Source organism: Streptomyces beigongshangae, from assembly GCF_019710745.1.
GTDB classification, from domain to species: domain Bacteria; phylum Actinomycetota; class Actinomycetes; order Streptomycetales; family Streptomycetaceae; genus Streptomyces; species Streptomyces beigongshangae.
The window spans coordinates 32,500-53,027 of the sequence record NZ_JAHKJW010000054.1; the positions used below are offsets into that span (position 1 = coordinate 32,500).

At 73.0% G+C, this 20,528-nt stretch carries 19 protein-coding genes and 1 pseudogene; 11 read left to right on the forward strand and 9 right to left on the reverse strand.

All coding sequences use genetic code 11. From position 1 onward, the window contains the following. Positions 1-120: 120 nt before the first annotated feature. A complete protein-coding gene (locus KM933_RS30985; RefSeq protein WP_308013600.1) occupies positions 121-819 on the reverse strand; it encodes an O-methyltransferase in 699 nt (232 codons plus the stop codon). Positions 820-1,044: 225 nt separating this feature from the next. Between KM933_RS30985 and sigE the strand changes: the two genes are divergently transcribed. The 5 genes from sigE (at position 1,045) to KM933_RS31010 (ending at position 6,269) form a co-directional block, all read left to right on the forward strand. Continuing rightward, positions 1,045-1,746, forward strand: coding sequence for an RNA polymerase sigma factor SigE (sigE, locus tag KM933_RS30990; RefSeq protein ID WP_221358345.1), 702 nt, complete (start codon positions 1,045-1,047; stop codon positions 1,744-1,746). Next, positions 1,743-2,732 (forward strand): anti-sigma factor family protein, encoded by a 990-nt coding sequence (locus tag KM933_RS30995; protein ID WP_221358348.1) that lies wholly within the window; start codon positions 1,743-1,745, stop codon positions 2,730-2,732. Before sigE ends, KM933_RS30995 begins: the two co-directional genes overlap by 4 nt. A gap of 139 nt (positions 2,733-2,871) precedes the next feature. Next, positions 2,872-4,647, forward strand: a complete 1,776-nt coding sequence (locus KM933_RS31000; protein ID WP_221358350.1) for a S1C family serine protease — start codon at positions 2,872-2,874, stop codon at positions 4,645-4,647. 198 nt (positions 4,648-4,845) lie between these two features. After that, on the forward strand, positions 4,846-5,289 hold the full coding sequence (locus KM933_RS31005) for a sec-independent translocase (RefSeq protein ID WP_221358352.1): 444 nt from the start codon (positions 4,846-4,848) through the stop codon (positions 5,287-5,289). A gap of 323 nt (positions 5,290-5,612) precedes the next feature. Continuing rightward, complete coding sequence (locus KM933_RS31010; RefSeq protein ID WP_221358354.1) at positions 5,613-6,269, forward strand: hypothetical protein; 657 nt, start codon at positions 5,613-5,615, stop codon at positions 6,267-6,269. Positions 6,270-6,472: 203 nt separating this feature from the next. On the opposite strand, the gene KM933_RS31015 is transcribed toward KM933_RS31010, so the two are convergent. The 3 genes from KM933_RS31015 to KM933_RS31025 are packed head-to-tail and all read right to left on the reverse strand — an operon-like array spanning position 6,473 to position 9,674. After that, positions 6,473-7,606, reverse strand: coding sequence for an Mrp/NBP35 family ATP-binding protein (locus tag KM933_RS31015; protein WP_221358356.1), 1,134 nt, complete (start codon positions 7,604-7,606; stop codon positions 6,473-6,475). A gap of 42 nt (positions 7,607-7,648) precedes the next feature. Further along, the gene (locus tag KM933_RS31020; RefSeq protein ID WP_221358357.1) at positions 7,649-8,251 is read right to left on the reverse strand and encodes a DUF1003 domain-containing protein; all 603 of its coding nucleotides are present in this window, start codon (positions 8,249-8,251) and stop codon (positions 7,649-7,651) included. Continuing rightward, the gene (locus KM933_RS31025; RefSeq protein WP_260334412.1) at positions 8,241-9,674 is read right to left on the reverse strand and encodes a magnesium transporter MgtE N-terminal domain-containing protein; all 1,434 of its coding nucleotides are present in this window, start codon (positions 9,672-9,674) and stop codon (positions 8,241-8,243) included. The genes KM933_RS31020 and KM933_RS31025 overlap by 11 nt, the downstream gene beginning before the upstream one ends. A gap of 271 nt (positions 9,675-9,945) precedes the next feature. Between KM933_RS31025 and KM933_RS31030 the strand changes: the two genes are divergently transcribed. Then, the gene (locus tag KM933_RS31030; protein WP_221358367.1) at positions 9,946-10,707 is read left to right on the forward strand and encodes a hypothetical protein; all 762 of its coding nucleotides are present in this window, start codon (positions 9,946-9,948) and stop codon (positions 10,705-10,707) included. A 106-nt stretch (positions 10,708-10,813) separates the two neighbouring features. Here KM933_RS31030 and KM933_RS31035 read toward each other — a convergent pair whose 3' ends face one another. Both KM933_RS31035 and KM933_RS31040 read right to left on the reverse strand, forming a co-directional pair. Continuing rightward, the gene (locus tag KM933_RS31035; protein ID WP_221358369.1) at positions 10,814-11,398 is read right to left on the reverse strand and encodes a hypothetical protein; all 585 of its coding nucleotides are present in this window, start codon (positions 11,396-11,398) and stop codon (positions 10,814-10,816) included. Positions 11,399-11,490: 92 nt separating this feature from the next. Then, positions 11,491-12,600, reverse strand: a complete 1,110-nt coding sequence (locus KM933_RS31040; protein ID WP_221358371.1) for a magnesium and cobalt transport protein CorA — start codon at positions 12,598-12,600, stop codon at positions 11,491-11,493. A gap of 558 nt (positions 12,601-13,158) precedes the next feature. On the opposite strand from KM933_RS31040, the gene KM933_RS31045 reads away from it, so the two are divergent. The 4 genes from KM933_RS31045 to KM933_RS31060 all read left to right on the forward strand — a co-directional run bounded on the left by KM933_RS31045 (position 13,159) and on the right by KM933_RS31060 (position 16,667). Further along, positions 13,159-13,788, forward strand: a complete 630-nt coding sequence (locus KM933_RS31045; RefSeq protein WP_221358373.1) for a suppressor of fused domain protein — start codon at positions 13,159-13,161, stop codon at positions 13,786-13,788. Between the two features lie 301 nt (positions 13,789-14,089). Then, positions 14,090-14,731 (forward strand): DUF6758 family protein, encoded by a 642-nt coding sequence (locus tag KM933_RS31050; protein WP_221358375.1) that lies wholly within the window; start codon positions 14,090-14,092, stop codon positions 14,729-14,731. A 189-nt stretch (positions 14,732-14,920) separates the two neighbouring features. After that, positions 14,921-15,787: a PHP domain-containing protein gene (locus KM933_RS31055; protein ID WP_221358376.1), complete on the forward strand. Its 867-nt coding sequence runs from the start codon at positions 14,921-14,923 to the stop codon at positions 15,785-15,787. A 274-nt stretch (positions 15,788-16,061) separates the two neighbouring features. Continuing rightward, positions 16,062-16,667, forward strand: coding sequence for a MarC family protein (locus tag KM933_RS31060; protein ID WP_221358377.1), 606 nt, complete (start codon positions 16,062-16,064; stop codon positions 16,665-16,667). A 63-nt stretch (positions 16,668-16,730) separates the two neighbouring features. Here the strand turns inward: KM933_RS31060 and KM933_RS31065 are convergent, their stop codons facing one another. Further along, positions 16,731-16,883, reverse strand: coding sequence for a hypothetical protein (locus tag KM933_RS31065; protein ID WP_007384531.1), 153 nt, complete (start codon positions 16,881-16,883; stop codon positions 16,731-16,733). A gap of 212 nt (positions 16,884-17,095) precedes the next feature. Between KM933_RS31065 and KM933_RS31070 the strand changes: the two genes are divergently transcribed. Next, complete coding sequence (locus tag KM933_RS31070) at positions 17,096-18,010, forward strand: NYN domain-containing protein (protein WP_221358378.1); 915 nt, start codon at positions 17,096-17,098, stop codon at positions 18,008-18,010. A gap of 127 nt (positions 18,011-18,137) precedes the next feature. Here the strand turns inward: KM933_RS31070 and KM933_RS31075 are convergent, their stop codons facing one another. Then, positions 18,138-19,040, reverse strand: a complete 903-nt coding sequence (locus KM933_RS31075; RefSeq protein WP_221358379.1) for an alpha/beta fold hydrolase — start codon at positions 19,038-19,040, stop codon at positions 18,138-18,140. A 174-nt stretch (positions 19,041-19,214) separates the two neighbouring features. Next, positions 19,215-20,528 (reverse strand): annotated as a pseudogene (locus KM933_RS31080) (DEAD/DEAH box helicase); the annotation flags it as partial.

Below are 20,528 nucleotides of genomic sequence, written 5' to 3' on the forward strand. Positions count from 1 at the left end.
GCCGGGGCAGTGGTGTCCCAGGAGGGGGGCGGCCGACGTGCCCCCGCGCCGCCGGGGCCCGGCGATGCGGGCGTCCACGCGGGCCGGTGCCGTTCATGCGCTCGTTCGGGGAAGGGCGGATCAGCGCTTGACCGCGCACAGCAGGCCGTCGCCGACGGGCAGCAGGGAGGGCACCAGCTCCTGGCTCTCGCGGATCGCGCGCAGCAGCTCGCGCAGCCGCAGCACCTCCGTGGGCTGCGGGCCCGACTCCACCGTCCGTCCGTTCGCGAACACGCCCTCGAAGGCGACGAGCCCGCCCGGCCGCAGCAGGCGCAACGATTCAGCGAGGTAGTCGAGGGATTCCAGCCGGTCGCCGTCGCAGAAGACGAGGTCGTACCCCGCGTCCGCGAGTCTGGGGAGGACGTCCAGCGCGCGGCCCGGGATGAAGCGGGCCCGGTTGCTGGCGAAGCCGGACGCGCGGAAGGCCTGACGGGCGAACTGCTGGTGCTCCGGTTCCGGATCGACGGTCGTCAGTACGCCGTCCGGCCGCATCCCGTGCAGCAGATGAATTCCGGAGACTCCGGTTCCGGTACCGATCTCCGCGACCGCCTTGGCGTCCACGGTCGCGGCGAGCAGGCACAACGCGGCGCCCGTGCCGGGCGACACCGAGCGCAGCCCTGCTTCCCGGGCCCGCTCCCGGGCCCAGTGCAGCGCCTCGTCCTCGGGGACGAAGGCGTCGGCGAACGCCCAGCTCGTCAGCCGGTTGCCGGTAATGGCCCTCTCCTGTCCCCGTGGTTGCCTGGGCGTGACTGTATCCGTTGCCGCCGGGAACCCGCAGATGGGACCAGGCGTTTGGAGAGTGCGGGGAACGGACGGGGAACCACACGGGGGCGGCGGATGGATCTGGACGCGGAGCAAGTGCTGATGCAGCCGTATGAGCGCGTATCAATTTCTCGTAAAACCGCTTATCCGGAGCTAACGGGCGAGGTGGCTATGGTAGGTGCTCCACTGGACACCACCAGAGCCGACAGGGGAGGTGCGGCTGTACCCGTGGACCGGGGAGGGGTGCTTCGGCGCCTGCTCAGGCCGGTGGGTGAGCCGAAATCTGTGAACAACACTGCTGACCGTTCCCACACTGCCGACTCCGCGCAGACAGCGACCTTCACGTCCGACGCGGATTCGCAGGCGTGGACTCCGCCCACCTGGGAGGAGATCGTCAGCACGCACAGCGGCCGGGTGTACCGGCTCGCCTACCGCCTGACGGGCAACCAGCACGACGCCGAGGACCTGACCCAGGAAGTCTTCGTCCGGGTCTTCCGCTCCTTGTCGACCTACACGCCCGGCACCTTCGAGGGCTGGCTGCACCGCATCACCACGAACCTCTTCCTGGACATGGTCCGCCGCAAGCAGCGCATCCGCTTCGACGCCCTCGGCGACGACGCGGCCGAGCGCCTGCCCAGCCGTGAGCCCTCCCCGCAGCAGGTCTTCAACGACACGCACTTCGACGCGGACGTCCAGCAGGCCCTCGACACGCTCGCGCCGGAGTTCCGCGCGGCGGTCGTCCTCTGCGACATCGAAGGGCTCTCGTACGAGGAGATCGCCGCGACGCTGGGCGTCAAGCTCGGCACGGTCCGCAGCCGGATCCACCGCGGCCGCTCCCAGCTGCGCAAGGCGCTCGCCCACCGTTCGCCCGAGGCCCGTGCCGAGCGCCGCGGTTTCGCGGTCACCGGAGTGCCCGCTCTGGGAGGGGGAGGTGCGAGCGCGTGAGCCAACCACGGCTGAATCCTGTCGACGGGCCCCTTGCCGAGCAGCACCTCGGCGACCGGCTCTCCGCCCTCGTGGACGGCGAACTCGGCCACGAGGCGCGTGAGCGTGTCCTGGCCCACCTCGCCACCTGCGCGAAATGCAAGTCGGAGGCCGACGAGCAGCGACGGCTGAAGAACGTGTTCGCGGAGGCCGCCCCGCCGCCTCCGTCCGAGAGCTTCCTGGCCAGACTGCAGGGGCTTCCCGGAGGGGACGACCCGGACGGCGACAGTCCGCGACTGGGCCGGGGGACCTTCGGGGCGTCCGGCGTCTTCGACATGAGGCCGGACTCCTTCGGTTATCCGCCCTCGGACACCCACGCGGCCGTGCTGCCCTCGGAGCAGCGCGGATTCCGCATCCACGAGATGGGCCGGCGCGAGACCGAGCGGTCCGCCTCCCGGGGGCTGCGCTTCGCCGCCGCCGCGGCCGGTGCCGTCTCGCTCGCCGCGATCGCGCTCGGCGGGGTGTCGGCGGGCATGCCGACCGACACCACCGACGCACGGGGCGGCTCGGGCTCGGGAAGCAACGTGACCCCGGTGCGCACGTCGAGCACGAGCGGTGCGACGGGCTCCGACACACAGCGCCGCCGGTCCGTCGCGCCCCTGGTCGCCCAGGGCCAGCGCTCCTTCGGCGGTGAGGGGGGCGCGCAGACCGGGATGTCCGCGCCCCTGCTGCCCGGCGTCCCGGCGTCCGGCGTCCCGGTCTCCGGTGCGCCCGTGCCGCCGCCCGCCGAGCGGAGCAAGGGCTCGCTGCACGCGCTGACCACGCCCATGGTGGTGGGTGCGGCGGCCATGTCCCCCCTGATACGTCCGTTCACCCCGGCCCCGCCGGTCAAGCCGACCAGGGGATCGTCCGGTGCGGAGCTGGAGGTGTCCGTCCTGTCGGCGGTCCCCCCGGTTCTCCGGTCGGCCGTCCCGTCCGTCTCACCCGCGCCTTCCCCCTCCGGCTGAACCGGCCCTCTGCGCGCCGGCCCGCGAACCTGGTTGAATCCAGGGATGGGCCGCGCCCGCCGCAGGGATCCGGGCGCGGAGGTCGACGAACCGCGGCGACCGCCGATGGGCGGTGCCGCGGGTCAGGTGTGGGGAGAGCATGGACGAGGGGAAGCCCACGAAGCCGGCGTGGTGGAGCCGGCCACGGACCCACGCACCGGATGCCGCTCCGGCGGACCCGGTCCCCGGCCAGGACGGCACGAGTGGGTTCCACGGGGGCGGGGGCGGCGCGGACGGCGACTTCCCACTGGAGAAGCCCACGGGGGCGGGTACCGGCGCCACCGCCGACCTGACCGCCGACCTGACCGCCGGGCGGGCCTCGGACGACGTGGGCGGTGGGGTCGGCGCGTCCGCGTCCGCTGCCGGGCCCGCTTCCGGTGAGCGGCCCACCCCCCTGCACGACCCGGACCCCTACAGCACGCCGCCGTACGGCGGGCCCGGTCCCTACGCGCCCGCGCCGCCGGTGCAGCACCCCGGGACGACTCCCGCGCACGGTACGGCGACGGGGACCGCGGCACCGCTCCAGGACGTACACGCGGAAGCGGGCCCCGGGACGGCCGCCCCCCTCACACTCGCCCAGCAGCCCCAGCAGCCCCAGCAGCCCCAGCAGCCCCAGCAGCCCCAGCAGGTGCACGGAGGGCTCGGTCCGGGGCCGTCCGCCGGTCACGGGGCGGCCACCCATGACCCCTGGCGGAACTACGACCCCTGGGCCGCCGCGCCCCTCCAGCACCACGGGGCCGCCGCGGAGGCGCCGGGCGGGCGCCGCGGGCGGGCCGGGCGCGCGCTGGTCCTCGGCATGGCGCTGCTCGCGCTCGTCTCCGGCGGTGTCGGCGGGGCCGTGGGCGCCTATCTGGAGCGCAACGGGGGCATCGACGACGTCCGGCTCCCGCAGGCCGATGCCGAGGCCAGGGACCGGGCGCCGGACAGCGTGGCCGGTATCGCGGCCAGCGCGCTGCCGAGCGTGGTGACCCTGCACGTGAACGGTTCGGACGAGCAGGGCACCGGTACGGGTTTCGTGCTCGACCGGCGCGGCCACATCCTCACCAACAACCACGTCGTCGACCCGGCGGACGGCGGTGGCGAGATATCCGTGACCTTCAGCGGCGGCGAGACCGCCGAGGCCGAGATCGTGGGGCACGACAGCGGCTACGACCTCGCCGTGGTCAAGGTCACCGGTGTCAGCGGCCTCAGGCCCCTCTCGCTCGGCAACTCCGACAACGTCGAGGTCGGTGATCCCGTGGTCGCCATCGGCGCCCCCTTCGACCTGGAGAACACCGTCACGGCCGGGATCATCAGCGCCAAGGAGCGCCCGATCACGGCGGGCGGCGAGAAGGGCGACGGCAGCGACATCTCGTACGTGGACGCGCTGCAGACGGACGCCCCGATAAACCCCGGCAACTCCGGCGGCCCCCTGGTCGACTCCGAGGCCCGCGTCATCGGGATCAACAGCGCCATCCGCTCCGCGGACAGCGGCTCCGACCTGGAGGGCGCTCAGTCCGGCTCGATCGGCCTCGGCTTCGCCATCCCCATCAACCAGGGCAAGCGCGTCGCCGAGGAGCTGATCAACACCGGCAGGGCGACCCACCCGGTGATCGGCGTGACGCTGGACATGGACTACGGCGGCGACGGCGCCCGGGTCGGCACCGAGGGCGACGACGGCGGCCCGCCGGTCAACCGGGGCGGTCCGGGCGCACGGGCCGGGATCAGGGCCGGCGACGTCATCACCGAGATCGACGGACAGCGCGTGCGCTCCGGCGAGGAGCTCATCGTCAAGACGCGGGCGCACCGGCCCGGCGACCGGCTGGAGCTGACGCTGGAGCGCGACGGCAGGGAACGGAAGGTCACCCTCGTCCTCGGCTCCGCCGACGGCGACTGACACGGCCCGGCGGGCCGACGGGGCCGACCGGCCGGCGCGGGCGGCCACCCGTGGCGGACATCCTGGGGAACCGCACGTGTACACGCGGTCGGGGACCCCGGGACAGTACCGGTCGGACGGGATGGACGGGTACCGTGGATCCGGCCCGGACCACGGAATGACCTGCCGAGCACCGAGGACATCGCAAGGAGCTGCAAGGTGTTCAATGACATAGGACCGCTCGAGCTGGTGACGATCATCGTCCTCGCCGTGCTCGTCTTCGGTCCGGAGAAGCTCCCGAAGATGATCCAGGACGTCACGCGCACCATTCGCAAGATCCGTGACTTCTCGGAGAGCGCCAAGGCGGACATCCGTGAGGAGCTGGGTCCGGAGTTCAAGGACTTCGAGTTCGAGGACCTGAACCCCAAGACGTTCATCCGCAAGCAGCTGGACAACGACGAGCTGGGGCTCAAGGAGATCCGCAACGGCTTCGACCTGAAGAAGGAGATGGCCGAGGTCACGGACGCCGTGCACGGCAGGGACCCCGATCCGGCGTCGTCCTCCTCGGCCGCGGGCTCCACGGGCGGCTCCGTCGACCTGACGAAGAAGCGCGAGAAGCTCGCGCCGGACGAGCGCCCGCCCTTCGACGCGGACGCGACCTGAGCCCTCAGCGGGTCGCCGCCTGAGCCCCGAGCGGGTCGTCGCCCGAGCCCCGAGCGGGTCCGCAGGGCCCGCGACGGGCGGCGCGCCCGCCGTCCGGAACACGCTTCACTTTCAGCCGTACGCCGTCCGTCCCCCCTTACGCCGCCCGGCCCGCACCCGCTCGGGACGAGCCGGAGACAGGACGTATGTGCGCCATGTGCCGACCGGCTTCACTGGCCGCCGCCGGGCTGTGACTATCCTGCCTAGTTGTTGTGCGGACCGGAAGAACGCCCGAAGGGGGGCGGGCCACCCGGTCCGACGAGAACGAGGAGGCGTCCGGGCAGATGGAGACGACAAGTCGGGTGGGCGCGCAGGCGCCGGCGGCGGAGGGCGGACAGCAGCTCCCCTCTGCCCGGCGCACGGTCGACGGCTACCTGCTGGCGCCCTTCCCGTGGTACGGCCTCGACGAGGCGTTCACGGGACCGCGCTGGCTGATGCAGGTCGGGGCCGCGGCCGACGGGGCCATCGAGCACGGTTCGGTCGGACACGGCGACGAGCCGTCGGTCCGCAGCGAGTCCACCGAGGACAAGGAGCGGTTCGCGGTCGTGGTCACCGTCGCCGCCAATCCGGTGCGGCGCAGCGCCGACGGCACGGGGATGATGGAGGCCACCTCGGTGTCCTCCGCGGCCTGGCTCGCCGGAGTGGGTCTGCTGTCCTTCACCTGGCCGGGGCAGATGGACCACACCCTGCGTGACGACTGGCTGGACCAGCAGACCGAGACGGCGTGGGTCCTGGCGGACGACCTGACGGGCCCCGACTGGTCGACGCTGTCCCTGCCCGTGGACGGGGTGCCGACCCCCTTCCACTACCGGGAGTCCGAGTTCGGCTGGGTCCTGGCGGGCTCGACGCAGGAAGGGGTGCACGTGGGGGCGTACGGGCGGGGGATGAGCGCGTACGGGGTGGCTTTCGCCGTGATCAAGGACATCAGCACGTACGCCTAGGCGGCGGGCCGTGCGGTGGGGCGCCGGCCGGTGGTTGTCGGCTGCCGTCCGGTGATTCCCCGCGCCCCCTGAGAGCAAGGGCTGCCGCCCTCCGATGAAGGACCGGGGCGCAGCCCCGTCCTTCAGGGGCGCGGGGAACTGCGCGACCGGCCACGACGGACCCGCACCGGCCCGCCCACCTCGGGCAGAGCCCCGCCGAGGGGCTAGAACTTGTTCCTCGGGGTGATGCCCAGGGACATCCCCGACAGCCCCCGCTGACGCCCGCCGAGCTTGCCGGCGATGGCGCGCAGCGCGGACCCCGCGGGCGATTCGGGGTCCGTCAGGACCACCGGCCTGCCCTCGTCGCCCCCCTCGCGCAGACGGACGTCGATGGGGATGGACCCGAGCACCGGGACGGTGGCGCCGGTCGTACGGGTCAGCCCGTCGGCGACCGACTGCCCGCCGCCCGTACCGAAGACGTCGACCATCTCGCCGCAGTGGGGGCAGGGCAGCCCCGCCATGTTCTCGACGACACCGACGATCTTCTGATGGGTCTGCACGGCGATCGACCCGGCCCGCTCGGCCACCTCCGCGGCGGCCTGCTGCGGCGTGGTGACGACCAGGATCTCCGCGTTCGGCACGAGCTGCGCGACCGAGATCGCGATGTCGCCCGTACCCGGCGGCAGATCCAGGAGCAGCACGTCCAGGTCACCCCAGAAGACGTCCGCGAGGAACTGCTGCAGGGCGCGGTGGAGCATCGGGCCGCGCCACACGACGGGCGCGTTGCCCGGGGTGAACATGCCGATCGAGATGACCTTCACGCCGTTCGCCGACGGCGGCATGATCATGTTCTCGACCTGGGTCGGGCGCCCGTCGGCGCCGAGCATGCGCGGCACCGAGTGGCCGTAGATGTCGGCGTCCACGACACCGACCTTGAGGCCGTCCGCGGCCATCGCCGCCGCGAGGTTGACCGTCACGGACGACTTGCCCACACCGCCCTTGCCCGAGGCGACCGCGTAGACGCGCGTGAGCGAGCCCGGCTTGGCGAAGGGGACCTCGCGCTCGGCCTGGCCGCCGCGCAGCGCGGACGCCAGGTCCTTGCGCTGCTCGTCGCTCATCACGTCCAGCGTGACGTCGACACGCGTGACGCCCTCGACGCGCGAGACCGCCTCGGTCACGTTCTTCGTGATGGTGTCGCGCATGGGGCACCCGGAGACGGTCAGGTACACCGCGACCGCGACCGCGCCGTCCGCACCGATCTCCACCGATTTGACCATCCCCAGCTCGGTGATGGGCCGTTGGATCTCGGGGTCGTTCACCGTCGCCAGTGCTTCGCGCACCGCGTCTTCCGTAGCCATGGGTCGATGGTACGGCGCCCGCCCCGGGGGCGGGAAAGCCCGTCACCGGTCGTCTACGTCACGTCCCCGGGGGCGTTCCGCCGGGAATACGGCCCGGTCGTCACCGGGCCCGTCGGAACGCCGGGACTCCAGCTCCTTGAGCAGGTCCTCCAGCTCGGAGCGGATCCAGTCCCGGGTGGCGACCTCGCCGAGTCCCGCGCGCAGCGCCGCGACCTCCCGGGTCAGGTACTCGGTGTCCGCTATGGACCGCTCGTTCTGCTTGCGGTCCTGTTCGAGGTTGACCTTGTCGCGGTCGTCCTGCCGGTTCTGCGCGAGGAGGATCAGCGGGGCGGCGTACGAGGCCTGGAGCGAGAGCATCAGGGTCAGGAAGATGAACGGGTAGTTGTCGAAGCGCAGGTCGCGCGGCGCGGTCACGTTCCACACCACCCACATGATGATGACGAACGTCATCCAGACGATGAACCGCCCCGTGCCCAGGAACCGCGCGATCCGCTCGGAGAGCCGGCCGAATGCCTCCGGGTCGTACTCGGGCAGGAAACGGCGCCGCGGCGGCTGCGGCTGGTCGAGCCGCAGCCGCGGCCGGGGACCGGCGCCGCCCCCGGCGACGGCCCGTTCACGGGCCTCACGCTCGCGCTCAGGAGTCATCGGTGGCCCTCTCGGCAGGGGTGGTCCCGGCGCCGCCCGCCGTGCCGTTCCCGACGGCTTCCTCGTCCACGGTGTACCTGTCCGTATCCGTATCCGTATCCGTATCCATGTCCGTGTCCATGTCCCTGTCCCCGGCGTCCCGGTCCGCGGTCTCCCCGTCCGGGTGGAACTCCTTCTCCCGCCAGTCCTCGGGCAGCATGTGGTCGAGGACGTCGTCCACGGTGACCGCGCCGAGCAGCGACCCGCTCTCGTCGACGACGGGCGCCGCGACCATGTCGTACGTCGCGAAGAAGCCGGCCACGACGGGCAGCACGGCCTCCGGGTCCAGCGGCCGCAGGTCGTCGTCGATCATCGAGCCCACGAGCGTGTACGGCGGGTCGCGCAGCAGCCGCTGGAAGTGGACCGTGCCCAGGTACTTGCCGGTCGGCGTCTCCTCGGGCGGCCGGCACACGTACACCTGGGCGGCCAGCGCGGGGGAGAGGTCGGCGTTGCGCACCCGGGCGAGCGCGTCCGCGACCGTCGCGTCGGGACGCAGCACGATCGGCTCGGTCGTCATCAGACCGCCCGCGGTGCGCTCCTCGTACGCCATCAGCCGCCGTACGTCCGCCGCGTCGTCCGGGCGCATCAGCGCCAGCAGCCGCTCCTTGTCGTCCTCCGGCAGCTCGCCCAGCAGGTCGGCCGCGTCGTCGGGGTCCATGGCCTCCAGGACGTCCGCGGCGCGCTCCTCCTTGAGCTTGCCGAGGATCTCGATCTGGTCGTCCTCCGGGAGCTCCTCCAGGACGTCGGCGAGCCGGTCGTCGTCCAGGGCCGCCGCGACCTCGGCGCGCCGCTTCGCGGACAGGTGGTGCAGGACGTTCGCGAGGTCGGCGGGGCGCAGCTGCTCGAAGGTGGCGAGCAGGCTCTCGGCGCCCTGCCCGTGCTCCTCCAGCGAGAACCCGGTGACGGCCGACCACTCGACGGTGAGCGTCTCCCCCTTGGCCCGCCGGAACGCCCCGCCCGCCCTCCCCTTCCGCACGAACACCCGGTCGATCTCCCAGTCGCGGCGAGCGGGCAGCTGCTGGATGGAGACGTCGAGGACGGTGACCGTCTCGGACGGCTCCCCGTTCCCGACGAGCGTGACGCGCCGGTCGAGGAGTTCGCCGAGCACGAGCCGCTCGGTGGGGCGCTGCTCGAAACGGCGGACGTTCAGTACGCCCGTGGTGATGACCTGGCCCGACTCGATGCCCGTCACCCGGGTCATGGGCAGGAAGATGCGGCGCCGGGTGGACAGTTCCACGACGAGGCCGAGCAGCCGGGGGGGCCGCCGGCCGACGCGCAGGATGGCGACCAGGTCGCGCACGCGTCCCACCTGGTCGCCGTTGGGGTCGAAGACGGCGATCCCGGAGAGGTGTGAGACGAAGATCCTGGGGGCACCTGCCGCCATCCCGGCGCCTCCTTCTGGTGTGTGGTTCGGTTCGCTTCTTGTGTGCGGTCCGGTGTCCGGTCCGGCCCGGACCGCGGTCCCGGTCCGGGGTACGGGCTCCGGTACGTACGGTTTGAGTCCGCATGCCCGCTCGGACGGGCTTCAGGCTAGCCCGTCCCGGTCGGATACGCCCTGGTGAGCGGTCTGCCGGGACTGAGCTCCGGTGGTGTGGCGGACCCCGGTACGCTGCGGTACGCCGTTGAGGACCACCGCACGAGAGGCAGCGCCACCTGTGACTGCGATTCGCCGGGGACGTACCCGTAAGGCCGCGTTGGCGAGGGCCGTGTGCGCGCTCGTCGTGGCGGGGGCGGGGATGACGGGGTGCGCCGCCGAGAAGGACCCGAACGCGGGCACCAACGGGGTCGGGAAGCTTCGCCCCGCCGAGATCCAGACCAGGACCCGGACGGCCGCGGAGGCCGCTCCGACGGTACGGCTGTCCGGAGCCGTGATCAGCAACAAGCGCACCTACCGGCTCGACATGCAGCTCAAGGAGGACGGCGGCACGGGGTCGGTCACCTCGAAGGGGGTGACGTTCCGGCTGCTGCGGGTCGGCGAGCACCTGTTCATCAAGGCCGACGCGGACTTCTGGACCCACCAGGACGGCGAGGGCGACGGCAGTACCTCCGGCACGACGGCGGCGGGCAAGCTCGAGAACATGTACGTGAAGGTACCCAAGGGCGATCCCGCCTATCAGCAGCTGAGCGTCTTCACCGACAAGGACGTCCTGCTGGACGGACTGCTCTCGTTGCAGGGGGAGCTGGACACCGACGGCCACCACAAGCTGAACGGCGTGCGGACGATCCGCCTCACCAGTGACAAGGGCGTCGGCGGACGGATCGACATCGCCCTGGAGGGCAAGCCGTACCCGCTCCTCCTGGTCCGCGCGGGGGACGCGGGCACGCTTCGTCTCACGGACTGGGGCAGGGACTTCCCCCTCCAGGAACCGGAGAAGGACGAGACGGTCGACTACGGCCAGCAACTCCCGTCGTCCTGAGGCTGAAGGCGCGGGCGCAGCCCCGTCCTCAGGGGCGCGGGGAACCGCGCGACCGGCCCCCACGCACCCGCAGCCGACGAACCGCCCGGCCCGCGGAGCACAGCGCTCAGCGGCGGGCGCCGCGCTTCCGGCCGCGCCCGAGGAGCAGCCGCGGCACCGCCGCCGGAACCGGCTGCCGCGTGGTCGCCGGCGTGGGCACCGGCACCGCGGCCAGCGACCCGTCGGGCAGCGGCGCGGTCGCCCCCGTCGGCTCCAGCCGGACCACCCGGCACTCACGGGCCCACCGCTCCGTCATGGCCTCGCCGTCGGGCGCGTTCAGCCGCTTCCCCTTCAGCTCGCCGACCGCCACGTCCCAGGCGTCGGACCCCGGCGCCAGCTCCACCACCGTCGCGGACCAGGAGACGAGCCGCCCGCCCTTGTCCTTGCTGCGGACCGTCACCAGCGCCTCGTGGCCGTCCACGAGCCCGGGCAGCGGCTGCTCGCCGGGACCGTCCCCGACCAGGCACGCCGCCCCGTCGTGCCATACGTGCCACAGTGCCCTGGCCGGCTCCCCGGGGCGCGCGTCCAGCGACGGGACACCGCTTCCCCGCACCCAGATGAGCCCGGACTTCTTGGTGGCCTCCTCGACGAGGGCACGGTCCATCAGGAGCGGCGCCGCGGAGGGGGTGGAAGGGCTGGCCTGATCCGTCATGCGGGCCAGCCTAGCCGGACCGTCCGGAGCCGGGCCGGACCGTCCGGAGCTGGACCGTCCGGAGCCCGGCCGGACCGTCCGGAGCCCGGCCGTCAGAGCCAGCCGTTGCGCTTCAGCGTCCGGTGGATGCCCAGGCAGAGCACCACCGTGATGCCCATGATCATGGGATACCCGTACCGCCAGTGCAGCTCCGGCATGTGCTCGAAGTTCATGCCGTACACACCGCAGACCATCGTCGGCACGGCGACGATCGCCGCCCAGGACGTGATCTTGCGCATGTCCTCGTTCTGCGCGACGGACGCCTGCGCGAGGTTGGCCTGGAGGATCGAGTTGAGCAGTTCGTCGAAGCCGACGACCTGCTCCTGCACCCGGGCCAGGTGGTCGGCGACATCGCGGAAGTACTTCTGGATGTCGGGGTCGATCAGCCGCATCGGCCGCTCGCTCAGCAGCTGCATGGGCCGCATCAGCGGCGACACCGCGCGCTTGAACTCCAGCACCTCACGCTTGAGCTGGTAGATCCGGGCCGAGTCGACACCCCGCGACACCCCGCCCCGGGGGCCGGGGGAGAACACCTCGGTCTCGACGTCGTCGATGTCGTCCTGCATGGCGTCCGCGACCGCGATGTAGCCGTCCACGACGTGGTCGGCGATGGAGTGCAGCACGGCCGACGGCCCCTTGGCGAGCAGTTCCGGGTCGTCCTGCAGCCGGTGCCGCAGCGCCCGCAGCGAGCCCTGCCCGCCGTGCCGCACGGTGATGAAGAAGTCCCGTCCGGTGAAGCACATCACCTCGCCGCTCTCCACGACCTCGCTGGTGGCGGTGAGTTCGTCGTGCTCGACGTAGTGGATCGTCTTGAAGACGGCGAACAGGGTGTCGTCGTACCGCTCCAGCTTGGGCCGCTGGTGGGCGTGGACGGCGTCCTCGACGGCGAGCGGGTGCAGCCCGAACTCTGCGGCCACACCGGCGAATTCGTCCTCGGTGGGCTCGTGCAGGCCGATCCAGGCGAACCCTCCGTCGCGCCGCGCCTGACGGATCGCCGCACGCGGCGTGAGGCCGTCGTCGGACGGGAGGCGGACGCCGTCGCGGTAGACCGCGCAGTCCACGACGGCCGAACTCGCCCCGGCCTCCCGGGTGGTGTCGTACGCGCCGCCGTCCTTGCGCAGCGAGGGGCGGACGGCGGCACGCAGGCTGTGGATCATCGACATGGGTGGCTCCTTCGCGAACGAAGCCCGCCGGCGACGGATGGAACCACCCGGAATGGGGACGTCCTGACCTCGGATGTTTGGCACGTCCACAAAGCGGGGAGCACCGCACCGTCACGGTGGCGGCTTCGCTACTGATACAGATCAGAAAAATTCAGACAGATCAGGAAAAACGAAGTGCTCTTCCGTTGTGCACCGGACCGGCCATGACGCGAGCGCGAGAGGTGGCAGCCAGTAGAGCGTGAGCTCGGAAAGCTGAGGGGTCCTCAGCAGCCGGAAGAGCGGGTGGTACTGCCTGGTCGACTTCGATCCATGGAGCCCCACCTCCTCCGGCCGGTCCCCCGTGGGGGAGGTCCATCCCCCGCAGGGGAGTCTCATGCGTCGAGACGTGGGCCGGNGGGGAGGTCCATCCCCCGCAGGGGAGTCTCATGCGTCGAGACGTGGGCCGGGACTCGAGAGCGACGCTTCTGCGTGCTGCCCCGGCCAGCGGCCAAGAGTATCAGCCGACTGACGTGTCAAGTCGTCGCTTTGCCTGCTGCTGACGAGTTCTATGCTCGGCGCATGGCTGATGTTCTTCCTCTGGTGGAGGCCCGTTTGCGCACCGCGCTGGGCGAACCGGACGCCCGCGCCGCGGTGACCTTCCTCGGCACCGACCGCATCGAGGTGCTCCGCTTCACCGACTTCGCCGACGCGGACACCGGCACGGGCACGGGCGTGGGGGCCGGTACGGGGATCGTCCGCTACGCCACCCTCGGCATGTCGGCCCAGCCGATGGCGGACCCCACGGCGGTCGTCGCCGACCCGGTCGCGGGCCCGCGCGCCGAGTTGGTCCTCTCGGTGCGGGCCGGTGCCGCCGACACCGACAAGGTGCTCCGCCCCCTCGCCGTACTGGCCGCGTCCCCGCAGGTCGAGGGCCTGGTCGTCGCTCCGGGCGCCTCGCTCGACGTGGGTGCTCCGCTGTGGCCCGGAGCGCCCTTCACCTCCGTCCTGGTCGCCGAGCCGGGCGGCCTGGTCGAGGACCTCGAACTCGACGCGCCCCTGGATCCCGTACGGTTCCTGCCGCTGCTCCCCATGACGCCGAACGAGGCCGCGTGGAAGCGGGTGCACGGCGCGGGGGCCCTCCAGGAGCGCTGGCTCACGAACGGAACGGACCTGCGCGACCCCGTACGCAAGTCCGTGTCCCTGGACTGACCGGACCCGCTGGACCGGCCGGACGGGCGGAGCCGATGGCACCGGACCCCAACAGCCGCCACCGGAAGATCAGTTGGGAATGTCACACGCGCGCGGCCGGGGTGGCGGGAACGGACCGGTGCCGCCGAGGCCGGCGCCCTGGAGGCGACGGCCGATGCCCCGGGGGCGCCCGGGAGGCGGTCGGGGCGGGGCCGGGAGACGGCCGGGGAGCGGCCGGGGCGGGGTCGGACAGGTGAGAGGTGCGCGCCGGACGGGTGATCGTCCTTGACGCGACGAAGGACGGGGAGGACCGTTGTGCCCTATGAGGGGCGAACCCAGTTGCCCGAAGTGTGGTGGCCGGGTCAGGGCTCCCGGTCTCTTTGCCGACTCCTGGCAGTGTGACGTGCACGGTGTCGTGCACCCGCTGCAGCCCGTGATCCCGCCCAGCGTCGAGGCCCTCGGCGTGGTCGTGCACCGCGCGCGCGTACCGGTGTGGATGCCGTGGCCCCTGCCCGTCGGCTGGCTCTTCACGGGTGCGGCGTTCGCCGGCGACGACCGCAGCGGTGGCCGTGCGACGGCCGTGGCCTGCTCGGGGCCCGGACCGCTCGGCGGCATGGGGGAGCTGATGCTGGTCGCCGAGGAGCTGGGCGTGGGCCTCGGCGCGCGCTACGCGGGCATCGACGGGCCCGACCCCGGCCCGTACCTGGACATAGCGAAACCCGCCGAGGCGAAGGTGCTGGCCGCGGGCCGGCCGACCCCTCTCTGGCACGTCTCCGGGGCGCCCGACGACCGGGCCGTCTTCGCGGGCGAGGCGCGCGGGCTGTGGCTGTGGGCGGTCGTGTGGCCCGAGCGGTCGGGGCTGATCATGTACGACGAACTGGTGCTGACGGACCTGCGGGACGCCGGCGCGGAGGTGGACCTGCTGCCGTGCGGGGCGCTGTCCCCGCGGATCCTGGAGCCGTAGGCCCACCGGCGGGGCGGGCCGGCCGGCACGGGGCGGCGCGGGTGGCGTGCCCGCGGTCCGCTCTCCCGGAGGACCGCTTGCGGAGGGTTGTAGGGGGCGACCCCGCGCCCTGGGTGTGACGGGAGCTGTTTCCGGTCCCGCTATCCTTGAGCGGTTCCCTTCGTCCCGCCCGTGTCTGGAGTCCGTGTCGTGCGCATCGATCTGCACTGCCACTCCACGGCCTCCGACGGTACGGACACCCCGGCCGAGCTGGTGCGCAACGCCGCCGCGGCCGGTCTCGACGTCGTCGCGCTGACCGACCACGACACCACCCGCGGATACGCCGAGGCCGTCGCGGCCGTGCCCGACGGACTGACGCTCGTGACCGGCGCCGAGCTGTCCTGCCGCCTCGACGGGATCGGCCTCCACATGCTGGCGTACCTCTTCGACCCCGAGGAGCCGGACCTGCTCCGCGAGCGTGAACTCATACGCGACGACCGGGTGCCGCGGGCCCGGGCGATGGTCCGCAGGCTGCGGGAGATGGACGTGCCCGTCACCTGGGAGCAGGTGGAGCGGATCGCGGCCGGCGGCTCCGTGGGCCGGCCGCACATCGCGACCGCGCTGGTCGAGCTGGGCGTCGTACCCACCGTCTCGGACGCGTTCACGAGCCGGTGGCTGGCCGACGGCGGGCGGGCGCACATCCAGAAGCACGAGTCGGACCCCTTCGAGGTGATCCGGCTGGTCAAGGCCGCGGGCGGAGTGACCGTCCTCGCGCATCCCGGCGCCGCCAAGCGGGGACGGACGGTCTCGGAGTCCGCGATCACCGAGCTGGCCGCGGCCGGTCTCGACGGGATCGAGGTCGACCACATGGACCACGACGGGGAGACCCGGACCCGGCTGCGCGCACTCGCGCGCGAGTCCGGGCTGCTGACGACCGGTTCCAGCGACTACCACGGCAGCCGCAAGACGTGTGTGCTCGGCGAGTACACGACGGACCCCGAGATCTACGGCGAGATCACCCGCCGTGCGACGGGCGCGTTCCCCGTCCCGGGCGCGGGCGGACCCACGGGCGAGTAACACCCGCCGCCGTCGGCCGCGGACGACCCGCCCCGGCCATGGCGCCGTACCCCGCCGGCGACGCACCGGAGCCGGCTGCCGCACCGTTCGGCGGCGGCTGCCCGCAGTCGGCCGACGTCGGCTGCGGCGCCGTCCGGCAGGGGCCCGGCAACCGGCTGAAGGGGCGCGGGGAACCGCGCGACCAGCCACGATCCGACCCCCACCCACCCGGCAGCCCGACCCGCCCCCACTCCTCATCCCTCATCCCTCCCCACTCCGCAAGGCGCAACCGCTCATGTTCGACCTGGCCGTCTTCGGCTCCCTCTTCCTCACGCTCTTCGTCATCATGGACCCCCCGGGGATCACCCCGATCTTCCTCGCGCTGACGTCCGGACGCCCCGCCAAGGTGCAGCGGCGGATGGCCCTCCAGGCCGTCTGCGTGGCCGGCGGCGTCATCGCCGTCTTCGGGCTGCTCGGGCACCAGATCCTGAACTACCTGCACGTGTCCGTCCCCGCGCTGATGATCGCGGGCGGACTGCTGCTCCTGCTCATCGCACTGGACCTGCTCACCGGCAAGACGGACGAGCCCCAGCAGACGAAGGACGTCAACGTCGCCCTCGTACCGCTGGGCATGCCGCTGCTGGCCGGCCCCGGCGCGATCGTGTCGGTCATCCTGGCCGTCCAGGACGCCGACAGCGTGGCGACCCAGGTGTCGGTGTGGGCGGCGATCGTCGCCATCCACGTCGTGCTGTGGACCGTGATGCGGTACTCGCTGCTGATCATTCGCGTCATCAAGGACGGCGGCGTCGTACTGGTGACGCGCCTCGCGGGCATGATGCTCTCCGCGATCGCCGTGCAGCAGATCATCAACGGCGTCACACAGGTAGTCCGGGCCGGCTGAACGCGCGACCCCCGCCCGGCGCCGTGCCGGACGGGGGTCGCGAAAGCTGTCGAACGACTGCCGTTATGAGGCCGAGGTGTCGGCCGGGCGGATCCAGAGGCGCTGCCCTATGGCGGCGGCCTGCTGCACGATCCGGTTGACGGAGGCGGCGTCCACGACGGTGCTGTCCACGGGCGTACCGTCGACGTCGTCGAGTCGCATGATTTCGAAGCGCAAGGGCTTCTCCCTTCGTCTGGTCATCCTCCTGGAGGAGAACTACTGGTGAGGTGGGTGAGCGGGTCCTGTGTGTCCCGCGTTCCCACTGAAGTCAACGGGATGTCTGTGACGAACATTCCCTACGCTAAAGAAAACTTTCGAACGTCTAATTACTTGCGAGTATCGGAACGAACCGCATTCGAGCGGTGACGTCCTGTGACAATGAGGCGCATATGAATGAAGACTTCGTGGCACCTGACGACCTCGCCGCTCTGAGCGCGCGCGTCGACCGCACGAACGAGCTGCTCCAGCGCATGCTCGCCGAGGTGGCGAAGACGCCGTCGACGCACGCGATCTTCGTCGACGCCGGATACCTCTACGCGGCCGCGGGCCGGCTCGTCGCCGGGACGGAGGACCGCCGGGCCTTCGAACTGGACGCGGAGGGGCTCATCGACGCGCTCATCGACCGGGCGCGCACGATCTTCGCGGACAGCAGGCTGCTGCGCGTCTACTGGTACGACGGGGCGCGGCGCCGCATCCACACGGCGGAGCAGCAGTCCATCGCCGAGCTGCCCGACGTCAAGGTGCGGCTGGGCAACCTCAACGCCAACAACCAGCAGAAGGGCGTCGACTCCCTGATCCGCTCCGACCTGGAGTCGCTGGCCCGGCACCGCGCCATCAGCGACGCGACGCTCATCGGCGGCGACGAGGACCTGGTCTCGGCGGTAGAGGCGGCGCAGGGGTACGGGGCCCGGGTCCACCTCTGGGGTATCGAGGCGCCGGAGGGCCGCAACCAGGCCGAGCCGCTGCTCTGGGAGGTCGACAGCCAGCGCACCTTCGACCTGGAGTTCTTCAAGCCGTACGTGGTCCGGCGCGCCGGCGTCCCGTACGACACGTCGGCGGCGGGCCGGCCCCCGCGGGAGGACGTGCGGTTCGTGGGGGCGCAGATCGCCGCGAAGTGGCTGGCCTCGCGGGGACGGGAGTCGCTGGCGGAGCTGCTGCCCGGACACCCGTACCTGCCCGGACCGGTCGACCAGGAACTGCTGGTGGAGTCCGAGGGGCTGCTGCAGTACTCGCTGCGGGGCCAGGCCGATCTGCGACGGGCGCTGCGGGACGGGTTCTGGGAGCACCTGCAGGGCCAGTACTGAGCCCGGACGCACCTCTCGCCGGTCCTCGGCCCGCCCCGCCCGGCCCGCCCCGCCCGGCCCGCCCCGACCGGGCTGCCGCCGCCCGGTCGGTCCGCGCCCAGCCCGCTCCTGCCCGGTCGGTCCGTGCCTAGCCCGCTCCTGCCCGGTCCGTCCGCTCCATCCGCTCCACCCGGTCCCAGAACGCGGCGAGCGCCCGGGCCGTCTCCAGCGGGCGGTCGGCGTTGGGCGAGTGCTCCGCCCCGTGGACGACCGTGCGATGCGCCCCCAGCCGGGCGGCCATGTCGTCGAGGAGCGGCACCGGCCAGGTGTCGTCGCTCTCGCCCGACACGACGTGCACGGGCAGCCCCAGGGCCGCCAGGTCGTGCACACGGTCGGGTTCCTCGCACAGCTGCCGTCCGGCGGCGATGAGCTGGGCCGGACTGTTGCCGAGCCAGCGCCGCCGCAGGTCCTCCTGGTCGTCCAGGCCGGCGTCCAGCTCGCCCTCGGCGTCCTCCGGCGGCTCCAGTGCCCGGATCGCCTGCCACACCCGCTCCATGTCCATCACGGCGAGCGCGTCCCGCAGGAGCTTCACCCGCTGCTGCTGGCCGGGGGAGATCTCGGCGGGCCCGGAGGACACCAGGGTGAGCGACCGGAAGCGGGCCGGCTCCAGCAGGACGGCCGCCCGGGCGACCTGGCCGCCGAACGAATGGCCCACCAGGTGGAAACGGTCCCCGGCGCCGTCCGCGAGCGCATCGATCTGGGCGCCCACGTCCCGCGCCAGCTCGCTCTGCGCATAGGGCGCCTCGTCGTCCCGCGGGCCCGGTGTCTCGAACTGGCCGCGGCCGTCCACGGCGACGGTGCGGTACCCGGCCGCCGCCAGCGGCTCGTGCAGCGAGATGAAGTCCTCCTTGCTGCCGGTGAACCCGGGCAGCAGCAGCGCGGTCCCCTTTACGGGCCTGCCCGCGTCGATCACGGCGAACTCCCCGCGCGCCGTGCCGAGACGGTATGCGCGGGCCCCTGCGGGCGGGACGAAGGTGGCGGGCCTGCTCATGAGGAGGAGGCTATCCGGGGATCCCGACGGACGGCATACCGGGCGCGCGTACCGGGTGGGCACACCGGGCGGGCGTACCGGGCGGTGGCATCGGACGCCACGGACCGGTCGGGGCCGGAGAACGCCGACGGCCCGGCCCCACCGAAGTGGGACCGGGCCGTCGGATGCGCAGCCTCAGCCCTCAGTGGGCTCGGCGGGCGCGGCCGTCTTGCGCGTGCGCCGACGCGGCTTGGCCGCGGGGGCGGCCTCGGCGGCCCCCGCGGTCCCCGCGTCCGTTGCGGTGTCCGCGGCGGCGTCGGGTGCGGTGGCCTTGGCGGCCGTCTTGCGCGTACGGCGTGGTTTGGCCGGGGTCTCGGCGGTGTCCGCCGCGGCCCCGGTGGCCGCCTGGGCCGGGATGTCGCCCTCGGCGACCGCGACCTTGCGGGTGCGGCGGCGGGGCTTCGCCTCGGTCGCCTCGGCCGTGTCCACGGCACTCTCCGCGCCCTCGGCGGGCGCGGCGGCCGTCTTGCGGGTGCGGCGCGGCTTGGCCGCCGTGGCCGACGGTGCCTCGACCGCCGTACCCTCGGCGGTGTCCACCGCGGTCTCGGCGGCGGGGGCGGCCTTGCGCGTACGCCGACGCGGCTTGGCCTCCTCGACGGGCGCTTCCTCCGACGGGGCGGCCGGGACGGCCGGGACGGCGGGTACCGTCTCGGCGGCCTTGCGGGTGCGGCGCCGCGGCTTGACGTCGGGCTCCTCGGTCGCCTGGGCGGGGATACCGGCCTCGGCGACGGCGGTGACCTCGGCGGCCTCGGTGGCCGCGGCGGTCTTGCGGGTCCGGCGGCGCGGCTTTGCCTCGACGGTCGCGACGGCCTCGGCGGTGTCCAGGGCGGTCCCGGGAGCGGCCGTGGCCTTGGCGGCGGTCTTGCGGGTGCGGCGCGGCTTGGCCTCGACGGCTTCGACCGGGTCCACGACCGCCTCCACCGCGGCTTCGGCGGCCTTGCGGGTCCGGCGGCGCGGCTTGGTCTCGGCGGCCTCCGCGGCCGCGGCGGGCTCCGGTACCTCGACAGCCGTCCCTCCGGCCGTGTCCACCGCGGTTTCGGCGGTGGCGGCGGCCTTGCGGGTGCGGCGGCGCGGCTTGGTCACGACGGCTTCGGCGCCTTCGGCGGTTTCCGCCGCCTCGGTCACCTCGGTCACCGTGGCCGGCTCGGCCGCAGGGGCCTCCTCGACGACGGCGGCCTCGGGCTGCGCGACCTCCGCCGTGCGGCGGGTGCGACGGCGGCGCGGCGCCGCCTCCGCGTCCGTGGCCGCGACCGGCTCGGGGGCCGGTGCGGCAACGGGCTCGGGGGTCTCGACGTCCGTGCTCCCGGACGCGGCGACCGCGGTCGCGGCAGCTTCCGAGGACCCGGCTCCGGCACGCGTACGACGACGCCGGCGCGGGGTGCGCGGCTCGGTGGCCGGGGCCGGCGCGGCGGTCGCCTCCGACGGGGACGCGGGCTGCGCCGCGGGCTG

Bases quoted from the DNA above. Each gene is read 5' to 3' on its own strand.
- KM933_RS31045 (WP_221358373.1), top strand. From the start codon at position 13,159: ATGGCTGATGTTCTTCCTCTGGTGGAGGCCCGTTTGCGCACCGCGCTG.
- KM933_RS31015 (WP_221358356.1), bottom strand. From the start codon at position 7,606: ATGGCTACGGAAGACGCGGTGCGCGAAGCACTGGCGACGGTGAACGAC.
- KM933_RS31040 (WP_221358371.1), bottom strand. From the start codon at position 12,600: ATGTCGATGATCCACAGCCTGCGTGCCGCCGTCCGCCCCTCGCTGCGC.
- KM933_RS31000 (WP_221358350.1), top strand. From the start codon at position 2,872: ATGGACGAGGGGAAGCCCACGAAGCCGGCGTGGTGGAGCCGGCCACGG.
- KM933_RS31035 (WP_221358369.1), bottom strand. From the start codon at position 11,398: ATGACGGATCAGGCCAGCCCTTCCACCCCCTCCGCGGCGCCGCTCCTG.
- KM933_RS31025 (WP_260334412.1), bottom strand. From the start codon at position 9,674: ATGGCGGCAGGTGCCCCCAGGATCTTCGTCTCACACCTCTCCGGGATC.
- KM933_RS31020 (WP_221358357.1), bottom strand. From the start codon at position 8,251: ATGACTCCTGAGCGCGAGCGTGAGGCCCGTGAACGGGCCGTCGCCGGG.
- KM933_RS31075 (WP_221358379.1), bottom strand. From the start codon at position 19,040: ATGAGCAGGCCCGCCACCTTCGTCCCGCCCGCAGGGGCCCGCGCATAC.
- KM933_RS31010 (WP_221358354.1), top strand. From the start codon at position 5,613: ATGGAGACGACAAGTCGGGTGGGCGCGCAGGCGCCGGCGGCGGAGGGC.
- KM933_RS31060 (WP_221358377.1), top strand. From the start codon at position 16,062: ATGTTCGACCTGGCCGTCTTCGGCTCCCTCTTCCTCACGCTCTTCGTC.
- KM933_RS31070 (WP_221358378.1), top strand. From the start codon at position 17,096: ATGAATGAAGACTTCGTGGCACCTGACGACCTCGCCGCTCTGAGCGCG.
- KM933_RS31050 (WP_221358375.1), top strand. From the start codon at position 14,090: ATGAGGGGCGAACCCAGTTGCCCGAAGTGTGGTGGCCGGGTCAGGGCT.